Origin of the sequence: Microbacterium hydrocarbonoxydans, assembly GCF_011752045.1 — a bacterium.
GTDB lineage: Bacteria > Actinomycetota > Actinomycetes > Actinomycetales > Microbacteriaceae > Microbacterium.
This window is the reverse complement of record NZ_JAAKXW010000003.1, coordinates 225,623-244,273: the sequence shown is the minus strand read 5'-3', so window position 1 is coordinate 244,273 and position 18,651 is coordinate 225,623. Positions and strand designations below refer to the sequence as shown.

General features: G+C 70.5%; 17 protein-coding genes and 1 pseudogene. 11 read left to right on the top strand and 7 right to left on the bottom strand.

Annotated features, from left to right (window positions below; all coding sequences use genetic code 11):
- Positions 1 to 55 precede the first annotated feature (55 nt).
- The 6 genes from G6G98_RS12160 (at position 56) to G6G98_RS12135 (ending at position 5,481) form a co-directional block, all read left to right on the top strand.
- Positions 56 to 259 carry a cold-shock protein gene (locus G6G98_RS12160; RefSeq protein ID WP_042538190.1) on the top strand — a complete coding sequence of 68 codons (204 nt, stop codon included), beginning with the start codon at positions 56 to 58 and terminating at the stop codon, positions 257 to 259.
- Between the two features lie 333 nt (positions 260 to 592).
- Positions 593 to 1,621, top strand: coding sequence for an iron-siderophore ABC transporter substrate-binding protein (locus tag G6G98_RS12155; RefSeq protein ID WP_432207075.1), 1,029 nt, complete (start codon positions 593 to 595; stop codon positions 1,619 to 1,621).
- A gap of 18 nt (positions 1,622 to 1,639) precedes the next feature.
- Positions 1,640 to 2,698 (top strand): FecCD family ABC transporter permease, encoded by a 1,059-nt coding sequence (locus tag G6G98_RS12150; protein WP_432207077.1) that lies wholly within the window; start codon positions 1,640 to 1,642, stop codon positions 2,696 to 2,698.
- Positions 2,695 to 3,753, top strand: coding sequence for a FecCD family ABC transporter permease (locus G6G98_RS12145; protein WP_164234169.1), 1,059 nt, complete (start codon positions 2,695 to 2,697; stop codon positions 3,751 to 3,753). The genes G6G98_RS12150 and G6G98_RS12145 overlap by 4 nt, the downstream gene beginning before the upstream one ends.
- Positions 3,750 to 4,550, top strand: coding sequence for an ABC transporter ATP-binding protein (locus G6G98_RS12140; RefSeq protein ID WP_067356328.1), 801 nt, complete (start codon positions 3,750 to 3,752; stop codon positions 4,548 to 4,550). The genes G6G98_RS12145 and G6G98_RS12140 overlap by 4 nt, the downstream gene beginning before the upstream one ends.
- Complete coding sequence (locus G6G98_RS12135) at positions 4,540 to 5,481, top strand: siderophore-interacting protein (RefSeq protein ID WP_164234170.1); 942 nt, start codon at positions 4,540 to 4,542, stop codon at positions 5,479 to 5,481. Before G6G98_RS12140 ends, G6G98_RS12135 begins: the two co-directional genes overlap by 11 nt.
- A gap of 76 nt (positions 5,482 to 5,557) precedes the next feature.
- Here the strand turns inward: G6G98_RS12135 and G6G98_RS12130 are convergent, their stop codons facing one another.
- Positions 5,558 to 6,400, bottom strand: a complete 843-nt coding sequence (locus G6G98_RS12130) for an alpha/beta fold hydrolase (RefSeq protein ID WP_067356321.1) — start codon at positions 6,398 to 6,400, stop codon at positions 5,558 to 5,560.
- A 96-nt stretch (positions 6,401 to 6,496) separates the two neighbouring features.
- Between G6G98_RS12130 and G6G98_RS12125 the strand changes: the two genes are divergently transcribed.
- Positions 6,497 to 7,060 (top strand): TetR/AcrR family transcriptional regulator, encoded by a 564-nt coding sequence (locus G6G98_RS12125; RefSeq protein ID WP_164234171.1) that lies wholly within the window; start codon positions 6,497 to 6,499, stop codon positions 7,058 to 7,060.
- A 111-nt stretch (positions 7,061 to 7,171) separates the two neighbouring features.
- Here G6G98_RS12125 and G6G98_RS12120 read toward each other — a convergent pair whose 3' ends face one another.
- From G6G98_RS12120 to G6G98_RS12105, 4 genes and pseudogenes are all read right to left on the bottom strand, one after another.
- Positions 7,172 to 7,843, bottom strand: coding sequence for a response regulator (locus G6G98_RS12120; RefSeq protein WP_164234172.1), 672 nt, complete (start codon positions 7,841 to 7,843; stop codon positions 7,172 to 7,174).
- A pseudogene (locus G6G98_RS12115) lies at positions 7,840 to 9,285 on the bottom strand (sensor histidine kinase); the annotation flags it as partial. The pseudogene G6G98_RS12115 and the gene G6G98_RS12120, both read right to left, overlap by 4 nt.
- Positions 9,286 to 9,506: 221 nt before the next feature.
- Complete coding sequence (locus G6G98_RS12110; RefSeq protein ID WP_164234174.1) at positions 9,507 to 10,106, bottom strand: FMN-binding negative transcriptional regulator; 600 nt, start codon at positions 10,104 to 10,106, stop codon at positions 9,507 to 9,509.
- Complete coding sequence (locus G6G98_RS12105; protein ID WP_164234175.1) at positions 10,106 to 11,101, bottom strand: DMT family transporter; 996 nt, start codon at positions 11,099 to 11,101, stop codon at positions 10,106 to 10,108. The genes G6G98_RS12110 and G6G98_RS12105 overlap by 1 nt, the downstream gene beginning before the upstream one ends.
- Here G6G98_RS12105 and G6G98_RS12100 point away from each other — a divergent pair.
- The 4 genes from G6G98_RS12100 (at position 11,100) to G6G98_RS12085 (ending at position 16,288) form a co-directional block, all read left to right on the top strand.
- On the top strand, positions 11,100 to 12,506 hold the full coding sequence (locus G6G98_RS12100; protein ID WP_164234176.1) for a PLP-dependent aminotransferase family protein: 1,407 nt from the start codon (positions 11,100 to 11,102) through the stop codon (positions 12,504 to 12,506). The genes G6G98_RS12105 and G6G98_RS12100 overlap by 2 nt on opposite strands.
- A gap of 145 nt (positions 12,507 to 12,651) precedes the next feature.
- Positions 12,652 to 13,650, top strand: coding sequence for an ABC transporter permease (locus G6G98_RS12095; protein WP_243842113.1), 999 nt, complete (start codon positions 12,652 to 12,654; stop codon positions 13,648 to 13,650).
- The gene (locus G6G98_RS12090) at positions 13,647 to 14,600 is read left to right on the top strand and encodes a carbohydrate ABC transporter permease (RefSeq protein ID WP_243842112.1); all 954 of its coding nucleotides are present in this window, start codon (positions 13,647 to 13,649) and stop codon (positions 14,598 to 14,600) included. The genes G6G98_RS12095 and G6G98_RS12090 overlap by 4 nt, the downstream gene beginning before the upstream one ends.
- A 62-nt stretch (positions 14,601 to 14,662) precedes the next feature.
- Positions 14,663 to 16,288 carry an extracellular solute-binding protein gene (locus G6G98_RS12085; RefSeq protein WP_067356300.1) on the top strand — a complete coding sequence of 542 codons (1,626 nt, stop codon included), beginning with the start codon at positions 14,663 to 14,665 and terminating at the stop codon, positions 16,286 to 16,288.
- Between the two features lie 58 nt (positions 16,289 to 16,346).
- Here the strand turns inward: G6G98_RS12085 and G6G98_RS12080 are convergent, their stop codons facing one another.
- Positions 16,347 to 17,435, bottom strand: coding sequence for a mandelate racemase/muconate lactonizing enzyme family protein (locus tag G6G98_RS12080; RefSeq protein ID WP_067356297.1), 1,089 nt, complete (start codon positions 17,433 to 17,435; stop codon positions 16,347 to 16,349).
- A gap of 42 nt (positions 17,436 to 17,477) precedes the next feature.
- On the bottom strand, positions 17,478 to 18,644 hold the full coding sequence (locus G6G98_RS12075) for an ROK family transcriptional regulator (RefSeq protein WP_084788431.1): 1,167 nt from the start codon (positions 18,642 to 18,644) through the stop codon (positions 17,478 to 17,480).
- Positions 18,645 to 18,651: the final 7 nt, after the last annotated feature.

Sequence of the window (18,651 nt, the reverse complement as noted above, 5' to 3'; positions counted from 1 at the left end):
TGACTCGTCGCGGTGCAGGCCGCGCGAGCGGTCATTCAACAGAAAGTAGAAACACATGGCCACTGGCACTGTGAAATGGTTCAACGCGGAAAAGGGCTTCGGCTTCATCGCTCCCGATGACGGCACCGACGACCTCTTCGCCCACTACTCGGCTATCACCGGCTCCGGTTTCAAGGAGCTCCGTGAGAACCAGAAGGTCGAATTCGACGCTGAGCGTGGCCCCAAGGGCATGCAGGCGGCGAACATCCGCGCTCTCTGAGCACGCGACAGACTTCGCGAACCGGCCGGACCCCTCGGGGTCCGGCCGGTTTTCGCTTTTCCCGCGGCGTTTCGCGCGGGTGCCGGGCCGAAGCAGCATCCCGTCGTCTGGTGCGAGGTCAGAAAGGCAGCTCCGGATGCTCCTTCGGATGCTCTTTCGGCCTCGCGCTCGTTTCGGCGTCTGATCCCGGGCGCGCGTGACAGGCCGAGCGGGCAGCGCTGGTCCTCGATGTCGAGTGGAGTTAAGGCTTACCTAAGTATGTGTTAGGTTAGGGCAGGCTTACCAAAGCCGCGGCGCCCCCTCGCGTCGAAGTCCCCCACCTACCCGAAGGACATGCCTGTGCGCACTTCCCCTCTGGTCGCCCTCGGCGCCGCAGCGGTACTCGCCCTCGGCCTCACCGCCTGCGCCCCTGCCACTGCCGAAGACGCTCCCGCCGGCGGCAACCCGGCCTCCGACTCCGCGTTCCCCGTCACGATCGAGCACGTGTACGGAGAGACCACCATCACCGAGAAGCCGGAGCGCGTCGCCACCGTCGCGTGGGCGAACCACGAGGTGCCGCTGGCGCTCGGCATCGTGCCGGTCGGCATGAGCAAGGCCACCTGGGGCGACGACGACGAAGACGGCGTGCTTCCCTGGGTCGAGGACAAGCTCGAGGAGCTCGGTGCCGAGACTCCCGTGCTGTTCGACGAGACCGACGGCATCGACTACGAGGCCGTCGCCGACACGAACCCCGACGTCATCCTCGCCTCGTACTCGGGTCTGACCCGGGAGGAGTACGACACCCTCTCCAAGATCGCACCCGTCGTCGCCTACCCGGAGATCGCCTGGGGCACCTCGGTCGACGACATGATCGCCCTGAACTCGAAGGCGCTCGGCCTCGAGGAGGAGGGCGAGGCCCTCATCGCGGATCTGCACGCACAGGCGGATGCCGCTCTCGAGGCGCACCCCGAGCTGAAGGACAAGAAGCTCCTCTTCTCGTACATCGACCCGTCCGACCTCAGCCAGGTCGGCTACTACACGGCCATCGACACGCGCCCCGGCTACCTGCACGACATCGGCCTGCCGTTCCCGGCCGCCGTCGAGGAGAACGCCGACAGCACCGAGTTCTACCTCAGCGTCAGCGCCGAAGAGGCCGATACCTTCAGCGACGTCGACGTGTTCGTCACCTACGGCGACGAGTCGATCGTCCCGCTGCTGCAGGCCGACCCGCTGCTGTCGAAGATCCCCGCCATCGCGGAGGGACGCATCGCCGTGCTCGGCGACGCGACGCCGCTCGCGGCCTCTGCGAACCCGTCGCCGCTGTCCATCCCGTGGGGCCTCGACGACTACTTCGCCGTGCTCGCGAAGCCGCTCGCCGGCTGAGACCGCGGGAGCAGCACGATCGTGACCGCCATCGCACCCCACAAGGGCCGCGTGAACCCGGGCGCCGCAGACCTGCGGCGCCCGGTGGCGGTGCGCGCGGCCTGGCTGCTCGCCGGGGCCGGCGTCCTCGCCGTCCTGGCCATCCTCTCCGTCTCGTTCGGCGTGCGGGAGGTGTCGGTCGACGACGTCCTCGCGGCCCTCGGCGGACACGACGACACCATCGCGCAGGCCGCCATCATCAAGCGGATCCCGCGCACAGTGCTCGCGATCCTCGTCGGCGCGGCGCTCGCGCTCGCCGGCGCGACGATGCAGGCCGTGACGCGCAACCCGATCGCCGACCCCGGCATCCTCGGCGTCTCGAACGGCGCGGCGCTCGCGGTCGTCGTCGGCATCGCCTTCGCCGGCATCAGCGACCCCTACGGCCAGATGGCGCTCGCCGTCGCCGGCGCCGCCGTCGCCGCGACCTTCGTCTACACGGTGGGCTCCCTCGGCCGCGGCGGCGCCACCCCGCTCAAGCTCGCCCTCGCCGGCGCCGCGACCTCCGCGGCGTTCGCCTCGCTCGTCAGCGCCATCATGCTGCCGCGGGTCGACCTGCTGCAGGCCTTCCAGTCCTGGCAGATCGGCGGGGTCGGCGGCGCGGAATGGCCGCGCATCGCGATCACGGCTCCCGTGCTCGCCGCCGGTGCGCTCATCTGCTTCGCCTCCGCGCGGGGCATGAACTCCCTCGCCCTCGGCGACGACATGGCCGCCGGCCTCGGCGAGCACGTCTTCCGCACGCGCCTCGTCTCCGCGCTCGGGGCGGTGATCCTGGCGGGCGCGGCCACGGCGATCGCCGGCCCCATCGGCTTCGTCGGCCTCGTCATCCCGCACCTCTGCCGGATGCTGGTCGGCACCGATCACCGCTGGCTGCTGCCCTTCTCCGCCCTGGCCGGTGCCGCGCTGCTCACGGCGAGCGACGTCGTCGGCCGCGTGATCGCCCCCTCGTCCGAGGAGATCCAGGTCGGCATCATCACCGCCGTCCTCGGCGCCCCGTTCTTCATCTGGATCGTCCGCCGCCAGAAGGTGCGTGAACTGTGACCCTTCTCACGCAGCAGGCGCCCGCGGCCGACCGCGTGGTGGCCGTCATCGCCGGCCGCCGCGCCCGCCACCGTCGTCACGCGAGCGTGAGCATCGCGCTCGGCATCCTGCTCCTCGCCCTGTTCGTCACAGCCCTCATGGTCGGCAACACCCTCTACGGCCTCGACGAGATCATCCGCGTGATCCTCGGGCAGACCGTGCCGGGCGCCTCGTTCACCGTCGGGGAGCTGCGGCTGCCGCGGGCGGTGCTCGGCATCCTCTCCGGTCTCGCGTTCGGCATCGCCGGCGTCTCCTTCCAGACGCTGCTGCGCAATCCGCTCGCCTCGCCCGACATCATCGGCATCTCCAACGGCGCAGGGGCGGCGGCCGTCTTCGGCATCGTCGTGCTCTCGCTGAACGGCCCCGTCGTCTCTCTGCTCGCCCTGGCCGGCGCGCTCGTCACCGCGGCGGTCATCTACCTGCTCTCGAACCGGGGCGGCTTCGCGGGCACCCGCCTGATCCTCATCGGCATCGGCGTGGCGGCGATGCTGCAGAGCGTGATCTCCTACGTGCTGTCGCGCGCCGCGAACTGGGACATCCAGACGGCCATGCAGTGGCTGACCGGCAGCCTCAACAACGCCTCCTGGGAGCGCGTCCTGCCGCTCGCGCTCGCGGCGGCCGTCACCGTGCCGCTGATGCTGCTGCAGGGGCGAGCACTCGGCGCGATGAGGCTGGGCGACGACTCGGCATCCGGACTCGGCGTGCGCGTGAACGCGACCCGCGTGCTGTTCATCCTCGGCGCCGTCGTGCTGCTCGCCTTCGCCACCGCCGCGACCGGCCCGATCGCCTTCGTGGCGTTCATGGCGGGACCGATCGCCGCGCGCCTCACCGGCCCCGGGGCGAACCTGCTGCTCCCCGCGGGACTCGTGGGCGCCCTGCTCGTGCTCGGCGGCGACCTCATCGGGCAGTTCGCGCTCGGCGCCCGATATCCGGTCGGCGTCATCACGGGTGTGCTCGGCGCCCCGTACCTGATCCACCTGCTCATCCGCACCAACCGCTCGGGAGGCTCCCTGTGACCGCGGCGCACACCCTGTCGGCCGAGTCCGTCACCCTCGGCTACGGCGACCGCACCGTCATCGACGGACTCGACCTGACCCTCGCCCCCGGCCGGATCACCACCATCGTCGGGGCGAACGGATGCGGCAAGTCGACGCTGCTCCGCTCGTTCGCGCGGCTCCTGTCGCCGACCGCCGGGCAGATCGTGCTCGACGGCAAGTCCGTGCACGCCCGACCGACGAAGGAGGTCGCCCGGGTGCTGGGGCTGCTGCCGCAGTCGCCGATCGCCCCGGAGGGCATCGCCGTCGCCGACCTCGTCGGCCGCGGACGCCACCCGCACCAGCGGATGCTGTCTCGCTGGACAGCGCACGACTACGAGGTCGTCGCCGATGCGCTCGAGGCCACCGGCACCGCCGAGCTCGCCGACCGCAGCGTCGACGAGCTCTCCGGCGGCCAGCGGCAGCGCGTCTGGATCGCGATGGCCCTCGCGCAGGAGACCGACATCCTGCTGCTCGACGAGCCGACGACCTTCCTCGACGTCGCGCACCAGGTCGAGGTGCTCGACCTGCTCACCGACCTCAGCGTCTCGCGCGGCACCACCATCGTCATGGTGCTGCACGACCTGAACCTCGCCGCGCGCTACGCCGACGAGCTCGTCGCCATGAAGGACGGTCGCGTGCACGCCACGGGCACCCCGCACGAGGTCGTCACCGCGGAACTCGTCCAGGAGGTCTTCGGCCTCGCCAACCACGTCACCACAGACCCCGTTTCCGGCAAGCCGCTGGTCACGCCCATCGGGAGGCACCATGTCCGCTGAGACCGCAACGCGATCGCCCTACATCCTCGCCCTCGCCGAGGTGCGCTCCGTCGAGAGGGTGTCGCCGAACTTCGTGCGCGTCACGTTCGGCGGTGCGGATCTCGACGACTTCGGCACGCCAGGCGACGTCTACGACACGCGCATCAAGCTGATCTTCCCGCCCGCATCCGGCGTCCTCCCGCCCCTCGATCGCGATTCCGAGGACTGGTGGGGTGCGTTCCTCGCCGTGCCGGAGGAGGAGCGCGGCTCGATGCGCACCTACTCGGTGCGCGAGCTCGTCGTGTCCGAGGCCGGCAGCGAGGTGGTCGTCGACTTCGTGCTGCACCTGCAGCCCGGACTCACCGGTCCTGCCTCGACCTGGGCGAGCGCGGCGAAGCCCGGAGACGAGATCTTCCTGGTCGGACCGCGCCGCGGCCGCGAGGACCGCGGCGGCATCGAGTACGCCCCCGGCACGGCATCCTCGGTGCTGCTGGCCGGTGACGAGACCGCGGCCCCGGCGATCGCCCGCATCCTCGAGGACGCCCCGGGCGATCTGCGCGGCACCGCGTTCATCGAGGTGCCCACGGCCGACGACATCCTCCCCATCGCCGCGCCCGTCGGCGTCGAAGTGACCTGGCTGCCGCGCGCCGGCGGGGAGCTGCACGGCGCGCTGCTCATCCCGGCCGTGCTCGCGCACCTCGGCGACGCGCACACCGCTGTCGAGGTCCGCGACATCGACGGGGAGGAGCTCCTCTGGGAGACCCCGGTGTACTCCGGCCTTGGCGAGGAGATCGCGCCGGCGGATGCTCCCGCCGACCGCTACTTCTGGATCGCCGGCGAGAGCGGCGTCGTCACGACGCTCCGCCGCCACCTCGTGAAGGACCTCGGCATCGACCGCGCGCAGGTCGCGTTCATGGGGTACTGGCGCCGCGGCGTCGCGATGCGCGGCTGAGACCGGGCACCGGCCTCCGGACGCACGAAGCCGCGGCATCCGCCTCGCAGGGAGAGCGGATGCCGCGGCAGCGGCGTCACTTGGCGAGGAACTCCTTCAGCGCGGCGTTGACCTCGTCGGCGTGGGTCCAGAGCAGGCCGTGCGGGGCGCCCTCGACCTCGACGTAGTCGGCGTCCGGCACCGCCTGGTGGAACCGGCGGGCGGTGACGTCGATCGGCAGGATGTTGTCCTTCGTGCCGTGCAGGATGAGGGTGGGCTTGCCGGCCGCGCGCACGGCCTCGACGTCGCCGCGGAAGTCCTCGATCCAGGTCGGGACGACCGCGTAGGCGGCGACAGGGGCGCTGGTGACGGAGAGGTTCCAGTTCGCGTCGACGACCTGCTGGCTGATGCGCGTTCCGAGGTTCTCGTCGAGGTTGTAGAAGTTCTTGTAGAACTCGGTGAACCAGGCGTACCGGTCGCCCTTCGCGGCCGCGGCGATGCCGTCGAAGACCTCCTGCGGCACGCCCTCCGGGTTGTCGTCGCGCTGCACGAGGAAGGGCTCGAGCGAAGCGAGGAAGGCGAGCTTCGCGACCCGGTCGTGGCCGTACCTGGCGACGTAGCGGGCGAGCTCACCGGTGCCCATCGAGAAGCCGACGAGCACGACGTCGCGGAGGTCGAGGGTCTCGAGCACCGTGTTCAGGTCGGCGGCGAACGTGTCGTAGTCGTAGCCGGTGCCGACCTTCGACGACTGGCCGAAGCCGCGGCGGTCGTAGGTGATGACGCGATAGCCCTGGGCGAGCAGCTCGCGGGTCTGGCGCTCCCAGCTGTGGCCGTTCAGCGGGTATCCGTGGATCAGCACGACCGGCTGACCTGCGCCCTGGTCCTCGTAGTAGAGCTCGATCGGGGTGGTGTTCTCCGTGCCGACGCTGATGTAACCCATGATCCTGTCCCTTCCTGTCCTGGTGAGAACGGTCGTTCTCGCTCGATGCGTCCCAATGTAGAGAACGAACGTTCTCGTGTCAAGTAAACTCTTGGCATGACCGAAGACGAGGCCAGGGAGCGCATCCTCTCCACCGCCGAGGAGCTCTACTACCGCAAGGGATACGCGGCCGTCGGGATGGACGAGCTCCGCGCCGCCGCCGGCGTGTCGCTCCGGCGCCTCTACGCCCTGTTCCCCTCGAAGACCGACATCGTCTCGGCCGTGCTGCAGCGCAAGCACGGCGAATGGGAGTCCGGGCTCACCGGCGCGGTGGCGGCCGCCGGTCCCGACCCGCGGGCGCGCCTGCTCGCCGTGTACGGCTACCTGGAGGACTGGTTCTGCACCGACGACTTCCGTGGCTGCGCGTTCATCAACGCCTTCGGCGAGCTCGGCGGCACGAGCCCGGAGGTCGCCGCCATCGTGCGGGAGCACAAGGCGTCCTTCCAGCAGTACATGGCGGGGCTCGTCGTGGAGGCGGGGGCGCCCGCTGCGCTCGCCGCCCAGCTGGCGATCCTCGCGGAGGGGGCGCAGAGCACCGCGGCGATCTCCGCCGACCCGCAGGTCGCCGCGCAGGCGCGCGCCGCCGCCGAGGTGCTCATCGAGGCCGCGACGCGCGCCTGACGGCATCCGCTCGCGTTCACGACTCCTCAGGAATCGTGGCCGACGATGCCGAATCGACCCCTGCACGAGCCAGAACGCGCGTTCTCTGAGGAATTCCGAACGGTCCGCGGCTCAGGGCACGAGCCGGTAGCCCATCCCCGACTCGGTGAGCAGATGCGCGGGCGCGCTGGGCTCCGTCTCCAGCTTCTTCCGCAGCTGCGACATGTACAGGCGCAGGTAGCCGGAGTCCGCGACCTGCTCACTGCCCCAGATCTCCTTCAGCAGGTCCTGACGGGTGACGAGGGCTCCCGGATGCCGGGACAGATGCTCCAGCATCCTCCATTCCGTCGGTGTGAGGTGCACGCGCGAGCCCGCCCGGGTGACCGTCTTCGTGGCGAGATCGACGACGACGTCGCCGAAGGCCACGGTGGACTCCCCGCCCGCGGTCACGCTGCGACGGGAGAGCGCGCGCAGGCGCGCGAGCAGCTCGTCGACCTGGAACGGCTTGGTGACGAAGTCGTCGGCGCCGGCATCCAGTGCGTCCACCTTGTCCGCGGAGTCGGTGCGGCCGGAGACGACGATGATCGGCACGGTCGTCCAGCCGCGCAGCGCCTGGATCACCTCGAGGCCGTCGAGGTGCGGCATCCCCAGGTCGAGCATGATGATGTCCGGGTGCGTCTGCGCGGCGAGGGCGACGGCGGCCGCACCGTCGGCGGCGGCGACGACCTCGTAGCCGTGTGCGGAGAGGGTGATGCGCAGAGCCCGCACCATCTGCGGGTCGTCGTCGGCGATGAGGAGCTTCACTCCGTGTCCTTCCGGTCGTCGGCGGCGAGGGGCATCGCGATCACCATCGTCAGGCCGCCGCCCCTCGTGTCCTCGGGGGTGAGCGTGCCGCCCATGCCCTCGGCGAAGCCGCGGGACAGGGCCAGGCCCAGGCCCAGCCCGGTGGCGTTGTCGGTGTCGCCGAGCCGCTGGAACGGCTGGAAGATCTCGTCGCGGCGCTCCGCCGGCACTCCCTCTCCCCGGTCGATGACGCGGATCTCCGCCATCGGGCCCGACCGCGCGGTCGTGATGACGACCCGCGTCTGCGCGGGGGAGAACCGGTGGGCGTTGGCGAGCACGTTCACGATGACGCGCTGCAGCAGCACGGGGTCGGCGAGCAGCGGCGGCAGGAACGCGTCCAGGCGCAGCTCGACGTCGGCAGGGCCGAGCCCCAGCTCGTCGATCGCCGCGAGGATGATGCCCGCAGCGTCGATCGGCACCGCCGAGACCGCGAGCACGCCCGCCTGCACGCGGCTCACGTCGAGCAGATCGGTCACCAGCGTGGTGAGGGTGCTCAGGCTCTCGTCGGCGGTCGCGAGCAGCTCCTCGCGATCGGCGGCGGAGAGATCGTGCGCCCCGCGGAGGCCGCCGATCGCGGCGACCGCGGCGGCGAGGGGGCGCCGGAGATCGTGGCTCAGCGCGGACAGCAGCGCGCTGCGGACCTGATCGGTCTCGGCGAGCGCCTCCGCCTCCTTCGCGGTCGCACGCAGGTCGGTGTGCTCGATCGCGGCCGACAGCTGCGCCACGATCGCGTCGAGCAGCCGGCGCGACGGGGCGTCGAGGGGATGCCCGTGCAGCTCGAGCACGGCGCGCGCGCTGCCGTCGACGGGAGCGCCGACCGGCACGGTCGTCATCCGTCCGTCGGCCAGCGGCTCTCCGTCGCGGGCGAGCACCTCGCCGTCGGCGGCGAGCAGGCGCACGCCGGCGAGGCCGAACGCCTCACGCGTCCTGCTGACCAGGGCCTGCGCGGCGTTCTCGCCGCGCAGGACGCTGCCTGCGACGGCGGCGAGCAGCTCCGCGTCCTCCGCGGCGCGGTTCGCTGCGCGGGCACGGCGGGCGGCCTGGTCGACGATGAGGCTGACCAGCACGGCGATCACGACGTACAGCAGAAGGGCGACCAGATGCAGAGGATGCTCGACGGTGATCGTGAACTGCGGGGCGACGAAGAGGAAGTCGAGGGTGATGCCGGAGAGCACCGCCGCGAACACCGCGGGGTACAGCCCGCCGATCAGCGCGACGATGACGACGAGGAGCTGATAAGAGAGCACCTCGGCCGTGATCGACTCCGGACGGCGCAGCGTCAGCAGCAGCCAGGTGAGCAGGGGACCGCAGACGAGCGCGACGGTGAAGCCGGCCAGCTGGCGCCGCCAGCCGAGTGCGCCTCCCGCGATGCGGGGCAGCAGCACTGCACCGGCCGGCAGGGCGCCGGCACGGCCGCGCCTCGGCATCCGATCTGCGCTCATTCTCCGAATCCTATTCCGCCGTCTCCCGGCACGTGCGTGCGCGCCGTCGGCGACGGGCACCGCTCGATTCAATCCGGATGCGGCGCCACGGTCGGCGATCCTCACGGGATCCATACGGTCCGGGTGCCGACGCATACGGGATGCTCACGGCATCCGTCCCCGGATGCTCCAGGCAGCGCGCGTCAGCCGTCGATCCGCCGCATCTCCGCGGCGAGCAGCGGATTGGTCCGCTCGAAGGAGCGGGCGATGTCCTCCCGCACCTCGGCGGGCTTGTTCTGGCTGAGCTTGGCGCGGGCGTCGAAGCGGACGACGCGCATCCGCAGGCCGACGGTGCCCTTGGCGGCGCGACGGGTGCCCGCCTCGTCCTCGGCGAGGCTGCGTCCGCCGGGGCGGTGCTGCTCGAAGTGATCCGTGAGGCGGGAGAGCATGGCGTAGTTCTCCTCCTCTCCGAGGATCTCCGGCGTGCCGTAGAGGTGCGCTGTCACGTGGTTCCACGTCGGCACCAGGTCGCCGGGAGCGTACAGGCTCGGCGAGACGTAGTCGTGCGGGCCCTGGATGATCACCAGGATCTCGTGCGCGCCGAGCTCGTGCAGCTCCTCATCGGGGCGCCCGAAGTGGCTCACGATCACGATGCCGTCCGCGTCCTCCTCGAGCAGCGCCGGATAGTGCGAGGCGACGAGGCCGCCCCGGGCAGGGGAGACGAACGTCGCCCAGGGGTTCCTCCGGACGAGGCGCTTGACGTCCTCGGGGTCGGTCATCAGGTAGCGGGGCGTGTGACGCATCAGGACTCCTCAGGGGTGATCGGGGCGGGGTTCAGGCGGGAGTGCGCCGAGTTCAGGCGGACGGGGTTCAGGCGGCTGCGGGCGGGGCTCAGGCGGGTGCGGACGGCGAGGGCGGCACAGGCGATGACAGCGACCCCGCCGAGCACCGTCGGCCAGCCGAGCGGCTCGTGCAGGAGGAGGGCGGCCCAGGCGAGGCCCATCACCGGCTGCACCAGCTGCACCTGGCTGACCTGCGCCATCGGGCCGATCGCGAGGCCGCGGTACCAGGCGAAGAAGCCGAGGAACATGCTCACCGCGGCGAGATACGCGAAGGCGAGCCATTCGACCGGGGTCCCGGCAGGGGGCTGCGCGATCGCCGCGAACACGGTCAGCGACGCCATCAGGGGCGCCGCGAGAACGAGGGCCCAGGAGACGGTCTGCCAGGCGCCGAGCTCGCGGGCGAGCAGGCCTCCCTCGGCGTAGCCGGTCGCCGCGGCGAGCACGGCGCCGAACAGCAGCAGGTCGGCCCATCGGAGCTCGCCCAGTCCTCCGTTCTGCAGCGAGGCGAAGCCGACGGCGGCGGCCGCGCCGAGTGCGGCGAACGCCCAGAAGGCGGGGCGGGGGCGCTCGCGGGTGCGCAGCACGACCATGGCTGCCGTCGCTGCGGGCAGGATGCCGACGACCACGGCGCCGTGGCTGGCCGGAGCGGTCGTCATCGCGAAAGAGGTCAGCAGCGGGAACCCCGCGACGACGCCGCCGGCGACGATCGCCAGCCGCGCCCACTGGCCCGGCGTCGGGAGATGCTGTCTGGTCGCCGTGAGCGCGATGGCAGCGAGAACGGCGGCGACGACCGCGCGCCCGGCTCCGATGAACAGAGGAGACAGGCCGGCGACGGCGATGCGGGTGAAAGGGAGCGTGAACGAGAAGGCGGCGACGCCGAGAAGACCCCAGCAGAGGCCGGCGCGTGTCGATAGCGCTGACGCTTTCGGGTGGATAACGCTACTCTGTTCTTTCATGAGTCAGGATAGCACCGAGCGGATCCTCACCGGACTCCGCGCATGGATCGCGGCGGCGCCGCCGGGGGCGCAGGTCCCGTCGAACCGGGCCCTGACGGCGGAGTACGGCGCAAGCCCTGTCACCGTGCAGAAGGCGATGCGGCAGCTCGCGGCGCTCGGGCTCGTGGAGTCCCGCCCCGGCGTCGGCACCTTCGTCCGCGCCGCGCGCACGGCCCGCCCCGTCGACTACGGCTGGCAGACGGCCGCCCTCGGCGCCCCGCCGAACCGCACCGCCGCGCTCTCCTCGACGCAGCGGACGGCGGCTCCGGACGTGATCGGCCTGCACTCCGGCTATCCGGCCGTGGACCTGCTTCCGGAGCGGCTCGTCCGCCAGGCGCTCGCCCGCGCCGCCCGCACCGAGATCGCGCTGACCAGGTCGCCGGCTGCAGGTCTTCCCGCGCTGCAGGCCTGGTTCGCCGGCGAGCTGGCCGAGGCCGCGCCCGCCGGTGTCACCCCGGCGACGGGGCGCGACGCGCTCATCATCTCGGGAAGCCAGAGCGGGCTGAGCTCGATCTTCCGCGCCGTCGTCGGGCCAGGGCAGCCTCTGCTGATCGAGTCGCCGACCTACTGGGGTGCGCTGCTCGCTGCGGAGCAGGCCGGCGTCGTGCTCGTTCCGATCCCCACGGGTCCTCAGGGACCGGACCCCGACGATGTCGAGCGCGCGTTCGCGCAGACCGGCGCTCGTGCGTTCTACGCGCAGCCGACCTTCGCGAACCCGACGGGTGCGCAGTGGGCCGCGGAGACATCCCGAGCCGTGCTCGACACCGTGCGCCGGCACGGCGCCTTCCTCATCGAGGACGACTGGGCGCACGACCTCGCCATCGACGCGGAGCCGCGCCCGATCGCCGCTCTCGACGACGACGGTCACGTCGTCTACCTGCGGTCGCTCACCAAGAGCGTGTCGCCGGCGCTGCGGGTCGCGGCGGTGATCGCGCGGGGACCGGCCAGGGAGCGCATCCTCGCCGACCGCGCGGCGGAGTCGATGTACGTCAGCGGCCTGCTGCAGGCGGCGGCCCTCGACGTCGTCACGCAGCCGGGCTGGCGCACGCACCTGCGCGGCTTCCGCGAGCAGCTGCGCGCGCGGCGCGACCTCCTGCTCTCGGCCCTCGCCGCGCAGGCGCCCGAGTGCGTCGTCGAGACCGTCCCGGCCGGCGGGCTCAACGTGTGGCTGCGCCTTCCCGAGGGGGCCGAGGTTTCTCACGTGGTCCGCGAATGCGAGCTGCGCGGCGTCATCCTCGCCCCGGGTGCCGAATGGTTCCCGGCCGAGCCCGCGGGCCCCTATGTGCGCCTCAACTACGCGAGCGCCGACCCGGCGCGGTTCGCCGAGGCCGCCGGCATCCTCGGGTCCGTGCTCGCCGAGGGCTGAAGCCGGGGCAGGGGTTGGCTGTCGTTCGCTTCACCTCGGCATCGTCGTGTCCGCGGCGCTCGTCGAGACATCGGATGAATATGCTTGCGCATCTGTGTGGCCGGGGTTATATTACGACGTAAAGTAATCCACCGAGAGGTCAGCCATGACGCTCAGCGCTGAGCAGCACGTGCCCGTCGACGACCGGGCGACGCCGCCCGGGTCGACCCTCCGCGGACGGTCCCCCCGCACCCGCGCCGGTGCGCGTCTGAGGCGCAGCCTGCGCAGATACTGGCAGCTCTACCTGCTCCTGCTGCTGCCCGTCGCCTGGTTCCTCGTCTTCAAGTACATCCCGATGGCGAACGCCGTGATCGCCTTCAAGAACTACAACCCGATCGACGGCGTCTGGGGAAGCCCGTGGGTCGGGTTCGACAACTTCGCCAACCTCTTCCGCAACCCGGTGTTCCCCAGGCTCGTCGGGAACACCTTCATCCTCGCCGCCTACACGCTGATCGCGAGCTTCCCGCTCCCGATCATCCTGGCGCTCGCGCTGAACGAGGTGCGGCTGCGCTTCTTCAGGCGCACGGTGCAGATGGTGACCTACGCGCCCTACTTCATCTCCACGGTCGTGGTCGTCTCGATGACGATCCTCCTGCTGTCGCCGCGCGTCGGGCTCCTCGGACGCACTCTCAGCTTCTTCGGCGCCGGGCAGGTGGACCTGCTCGCCGACGCCGACTTCTTCCGGCACATCTACGTCGCCACCGACATCTGGACGACGACCGGCTACTCGGCGGTGATCTACCTCGCGGCGCTGGCATCCGTGGACGTGTCGCTCTACGAGGCGGCGAAGATCGACGGCGCGTCCCGGCTGCAGAAGATCTGGAACGTCGACATCCCCGCCCTCATGCCGACGGCGACGATCATCCTCATCCTCGGCGTCGGCAACATCATGGCGATCGGCTTCGAGAAGGCGTTCCTGTTCCAGAACGCCCTGAATCTGTCCACCTCGGAGATCATCCCGACGTACGTGTACAAGACGGGAATCCTGAACGCGAACTTCAGCCTGGGTGCCACCGTCGGTCTCTTCAACGCCGTGATCAGCCTGGTGCTGCTGCTCGTGGTCAACGGGGTGTCCAAGCGAGTGACGGGAAACGGACTGTGGTGACGACGATCGACACGGAAGCGCTGATCACGGCGACCGGGAAGAAGCGCAGGGATCCCGGCTCTCGCGGCGTCAAGGTGAAGGAGACCAGGGCGGACCGCGGCTTCGTCATCGCGGCCTACATCCTGCTCAGCGTCTTCCTCCTCGTCGTGCTGCTTCCGCTTCTCAACATCGTGGCGAGCTCGCTGTCCAGCCCGCAGGCCGTATCTTCCGGCCGGGTGCTCTTCTGGCCGGTCGATGTCACCTTCCTCGGCTATCAGGAGGCGCTCGGCAACCCCGCGATCCTCCGCGGGTTCGCGAACTCGATCTTCTACACCGTCGCCGGCACCGTGATCAGCATCGCCGGCACCGTCGCCATCGCCTATCCGCTCTCCCGGACCCAGCTGTTCGGACGGAAGGCGATCACTGCGGGCGTCGTCTTCACGATGCTGTTCAGCGGGGGAGTGATCCCGCTGTATCTCGTGGTGCAGTCCCTCGGGCTTCTCGACACGCGATGGGCGATGCTGCTGCCCAACGCGATCGGGGTGTGGCAGGTGATCATCGCCATCGTGTTCTTCCGCACCTCCATCCCCGACGAGGTCTACGAGGCGGCGCAGCTGGACGGCGCGAGCGAGCTCAGGATCCTGTGGACCGTGGTCCTGCCTCTCGCGAAGCCGCTCCTCGCGGTGATCGCGCTCATGTACGCCATCATGCAGTGGAACTCCTACTTCGACGCGCTGCTGTATCTGCGCAGCGCCGATCTGCAGCCGCTCCAGCTCGTCCTCCGGGGGCTGCTCGTCCTGAACGACGTCGGCGCCGGGGGAGACGTCGCCGAGCAGCTCCGTCGCCGCGAGCTCGCCGATCTCCTCAAGTACTCGACGGTCGTGATCGCGACCGTTCCCATGCTGATCGCCTATCCCTTCGTCGCGAAGTACTTCACGAAGGGCATCATGATCGGCGCCGTCAAGGGCTGATCGCCCCGCAGACCCACCACAACAACCCGAGAACAACGAACCGGTCAAAGGAGATTCCGGCAATGAGACACAGCACCATCCGAGGGGCCGCCGCAGCCGGCATGGTCGTGGTGAGCGCGCTCGCGCTCGCGGCCTGCACCGCGCCGAGCGACGATGCCGACCGGCTCGTGGCCTTCGGCCCTCAGGGCGACAACGGCTCGCTCGCGGACAACTCGTTCACGCAGGAGGTCGAGAAGAAGTTCGACATCGACTTCGAATGGCAGACCACGACCTACGACGGCAGCGTCGCGGGCGAGAAGCGCCAGGTCTCCCTGGCCAGCGGCGACTATCCGGACGCCTACTTCCTCGTGCCGTGGGTGGACGCCTTCTCTCGCAGCGAGATCCTCAAGTACGGTCAGCAGGGCGTGCTCGTCCCCCTCGAGGACCTCATCGACGAGCACGCGCCCGCACTCAAGGAGCGCTTCGAGGAGAAGCCCGACTGGAAGCAGTCGGTGACGGCGCCGGACGGGCACATCTACGCGCTCACGCAGTGGAGCGAGTGCTTCCACTGCAGCTTCCCCTCGAAGCTGTGGATCAACAGCGCCTGGCTCGACACGCTGGGCCTCGAGCAGCCGACCACGACCGAGGAGCTCCGCGAGGTGCTGCTCGCGTTCAAGAACGGCGACCCGAACGGCAACGGCCAGCAGGACGAGGTGCCCCTGAGCGGCGAGTCCACCCAGCCCATCGTCAACTACTTCCTGAACGCGTTCACCTATGTCCCGTACAGCAACGGCGCGACTCCTCCGCTGACCAGGGACGGCGACGAGGTGCAGCTGGCGGCGACGACGGATGACTGGCGCGAGGGGCTGAGGTACGTGACCTCGCTCGCCGAGGACGGTCTGCTGGACACCACGGCGTTCACGCAGAACGGCGATGCCCTCAAGGCAATCGGGGACAACGCGAGCGCAGAGATCCTCGGGTCTGCCGTGTCGCTGCACCCCTATGTGTTCGTGTCGGCCGAGTCCCCCGACGGACGCGACACGCATTACGACGCCCTCGCCCCGGTAGCGGGACCTGACGGAACGCAGTACGCGACCTGGCGATCGCCGGTGAACCCGCTCGGGATGTTCGCGCTGACGAACAAGTCGACCGAGGAGGAGCGGATCAAGGCGATCAAGCTCATCGACTACCTCGTCACCGACGAGGGCGACAGGCGGGGCGCAATGGGTCCCGAAGGCGAGGCGTGGGTGCCCGCCGAAGAAGGCGACGTCGCACTCGACCCCGAGCTGGAGCCGACGTTCAAGCCACTCACCTACGACGAGACGTCGAACGCCGCGTGGCGGTCGATGGCGCAGTACTGGGATTCCCTGGAGTACCGCAACGCGCAGGTGGTCCCTGAGGATGTCTACTCGCCGGACGGCTATGAGCGGCGCCTGCTCATCGCCTCCCAGGCGTACGAGCCGTACCGCCCGGACGAGAGCATCCTGTTCCCGTCGGAGAAGCTGTGGCCCGACCCCGACACGTCTGCGGAGCTGGCGGATCTCCAGACGAACATCTCGAACTACATCACCCAGGCGCAGGCGGAGTTCGTGACCGGGCAGCGCGACATCGACGACGACAGCGCGTGGCAGGCCTATCTCGACGACCTGGACGGCCTCGGGGTGGCACGTTACCTGGAGCTGCAGCAGGCGCTGTACGACGCGCTGTGAGCTGCTGATGACGATGCCCGCCGGTCGGATCGACCGGCGGGCATCGTCATCCTCCGGCTCACGCCACGCGGAGGTCGTCCATCGCGTCCTCGTCCCAGTCGATCCCGATCCCGGGTTCCTCCGGGGCGACGACGCGCCCGCCGGTCACGGGCAGGTCGGTGCGCGTGATCGCCCTGAGCTGGGGGATGAACTCGACGATCCGGCCGTTGGGCACTGCCGCCACGAGACTGACGTGCAGCTCCATCAGGAAGTGCGGGCACACCGGGGTGTTGAGGGTCTCGGCGAGATGCGCGATCTTCAGCCAGGGGGTGATGCCGCCGACGCGGGCGACGTCCGGCTGGACGATGGTCGCTGCGCCCCGGGTGAGGTACTCCGCGAACTGGCCGACCGAGTACAGGGACTCTCCGACCGCGATGGGGATCCCCGTGGACTCGGTCAGACGCGCGTGCGCCGTCACGTCGTCGGAGGGCAGCGGCTCTTCGAGCCACGTGATGCCGATCGGCTCGAGCACGCGGGCGAGTGCTCGCGCGTCGGCGAGGGAGAGCGACTGGTTGGCGTCGACCATGATCGGGTAGTCGGGGCCCACGGCGTCGCGGACGGCGTGGAGCCGCTCCTCGTCGCGTCGCGCACTGGCGGACCCGACCTTGATCTTCGACCCGTGCCAGCCGCCCGCACGGGCAGCCATGACGTTCTGCACGAGGGTGTCCGTGTCTATGTGGAGCCAGCCGCCCTCGGTGTCGTAGAGCCTGACCTCGGGTTCCGCGCCGCCGGCGAGCCGCCACAGCGGCTCGCCGGCGTGCCGGCATCGGGCATCCCACACCGCCGTGTCGATCGCGGCGAGCGCGAGGGACGTGATCGCGCCGATGCTCGTCGCCCGGGTCTGGGAGAGGGTGTGGCGCCAGACGCGCTCGGGACGGCGGATGTCCTCGCCGATGATCGCCGGGAGCAGGTGCTCTCGCAGCATCGCCAGCACGGCGCGGCCTCCCGTGCCGATCGTGTACGCGTATCCCCGCCCCGGAGTGCCGTCGTCGGTCGTAAGGTCGACGACGATCGTCTCCTGCTTCAGAAAGGCCTGGATCGCGTCTGTGCGGACGCTCTCGACGGGGATGTCCACGAGCGTGGCGCGGGCGGCGGTGATGACGGGCACGTGTGACCTCTCGGGCGGATGAAGGATTCCGGGACGTGGAGCTCAGCCGACGAGTGACTGGATCGCCGCCGCTGCGGCTCCGCGGGCCCAGTCCTCGAAGGTGTGCGGACGCGTGACGATGCGGCACCGGGCGGCTGCTCCGAACGCATGCGCCTCGAAGGCTTCCCGCAGGGTGCGGTCGAACAGGTCGAAGTTCGAGACCCCCTCTCCGCCGATGATGACGAGCTCGGGTCCCGCGAGGTTGACGAGTGTCGCGATGGCGGTGCCGACGATGACCGCCGCTTCGCGGAACGCGCTCCGTGCGGCCTCGTCGCCCTCGTGGGAGAGGCGCGCCGCCTCGTCGATGTCGATGACGCGGCCGTGGGCGGCCGACACGGCCGCCTCGATGGCGCCCGTCGACGCGACGGCCTCGACGCATCCGCGGCGTCCGCAGTTGCACACGCGTGCGGGATCGGCCAGCGGGAGGTGGCCGATCTCCCCGGCGACGCCGTACGCGCCGGACACGACCTGACCGTTGAGGTGCAGCCCGCTGCCGATTCCGCGTCCGATCGTCACGATCGCGAACGAGGCGGTACCCAGCCCGACGCCGAACCAGTGCTCGCCGACGGTGAGGGCATGGACGTCGTTCTCCAGCGTGATGGGACGGCCGATGCGCTGGGCGAGCTGCTCGCCGAAGGGCACGTCGGCCCAGCCCATGATGGCCGACTCGCGGACGACGCCGCTCGCGGTGTCGACGTCGCCCGACACCGAGACGCCGAGTCCGGCGATCGCTGCGGATCTCGGACCCAGGTCGGCCTCGAGCTCCCCGACGACCGCCGCGATCGCGTCGAGGACCGAACGCGGGTCGTGGTGGGACAGCGGTCGTCGCTTCGTGGCGATCACGGCGGTGGCGAGGTCCGTCGCGACGGCGATGACCTCGTCGACGTTCACCTTGATGCCGATCATCACCATCGCATCGGGGATGATCGACACGGGGGCCACGGGGCGACCCGGGTTCCCATCGCGATGTGCCGCGGGCGGCGCGTCGACGAGGCCGGCGGCGATGAGCGGCGACACCGCCTTGGTCACTGCGGCCTGCGAGAGCCCGGTGTGCCGCGCGATGTCGATGCGGCTGATCGGGCTGCGCGTGAGGATCGTCGCGAACACCTTCGACCCGGCATCCGATGACGAGCTGATCAGCCTGGTGCGTGCGGCGGTCTGGTGGTCCATCGTTCGT